This is a genomic window from Shigella sp. SIG3, assembly GCF_053555855.1.
Genome location: NZ_JBQZXE010000258.1, coordinates 1 through 1,027, shown reverse-complemented (window position 1 = coordinate 1,027; position 1,027 = coordinate 1). Strand labels below are relative to the sequence as shown.

The following is a 1,027-nucleotide window of genomic DNA, read 5'->3' as shown; positions in this document are numbered from 1 at the left end:
GTAATGTTTCTTGCTGATCGCGCCAGACGTTCTGCACATCAACATTTTCATTACTGAGCAGTATTTTAACTTTGCTGACCTGCACGCCGTTGTCGATCCAGCGTTTGATCTCGCGGATCCGGTCAATATCGGCATCGTTGAACAGCCGATGACCGCCGTCTGTCCGTTGCGGTTTCAGCAATCCGTAACGCCTCTGCCACGCGCGTAACGTGACAGGGATTAAAGGTAAACCAATTGATTTTGCAAGTTTTTATTTTACCCCGCTTTCTTATGGGGCATGCATGGGACACTTTCAGATAGTCTTCTGTTAAGAAGTTCTATCTGTTCGTGATTGTTGTCTTTCATCCATGCTCCGTAAACATTGAATACCATTTGTGCGTTTGTGTGGCCCATCTGGCTTGCGATAAAACTAGGATTAGCTCCTGCGGCAAGTGACCAGCATGCATAGGTATGCCTGGATTGATACGATTTTCTGTGTCTCAGACCTGCGCGTTTTAAGATACTTGTCCATGACTCCCTGATGGAGTCAACCTTATAGTGCGGTCCGGAAAACTGCCGCTGTTTTATTACCTGAGGACTAAAAACAAAAGTGCATTTATGCACAGTACTTCTCCCATATTCCCTCTGCTTTACCTCTACAGAATGCTGTTTTCCAAGCATGGTCATTTCCGCTTGGCTTTTAAGAGCATCAATAGCTGGTTGAACTAGATGAATTGTTCTTCCGGTACCAGCATCAGTTTTTGGTGGAGTGAATTCGCCTAGTTTTGTATAATTCCGGCGGATGGTTATAGTCCTCGCTTTAAGGTCTATATCTTCCCAGGCCAGTGATACCAGCTCCCCGTGACGAATACCCGTGTATACAGCGATAATCCACAGGTTTTTTGTTTGTTGATGACGGCAAGCCTCAATAAAACGAATGAATTCGTCACGGGTGAGGGGATCTGGTTCTATCTTGGACTTTTTTAATGGTGTCAGACCGTTAAATGGATTTCCTGATGTATAACCATTATCTGTTGCAAATTGAAAC

General features: G+C 44.7%; 2 protein-coding genes. Both read right to left on the bottom strand.

The annotated features are described in order from the left end of the window. A partial coding sequence (locus ACUU1I_RS20745; RefSeq protein ID WP_449144925.1) for a MerR family transcriptional regulator occupies nucleotides 1-235 on the bottom strand: 235 nt, incomplete at its 3' end. A 20-nt stretch (nucleotides 236-255) separates the two neighbouring features. After that, on the bottom strand, nucleotides 256-1,027 hold a 772-nt coding region (locus ACUU1I_RS20740), incomplete at its 5' end, for a tyrosine-type recombinase/integrase (RefSeq protein ID WP_032157112.1).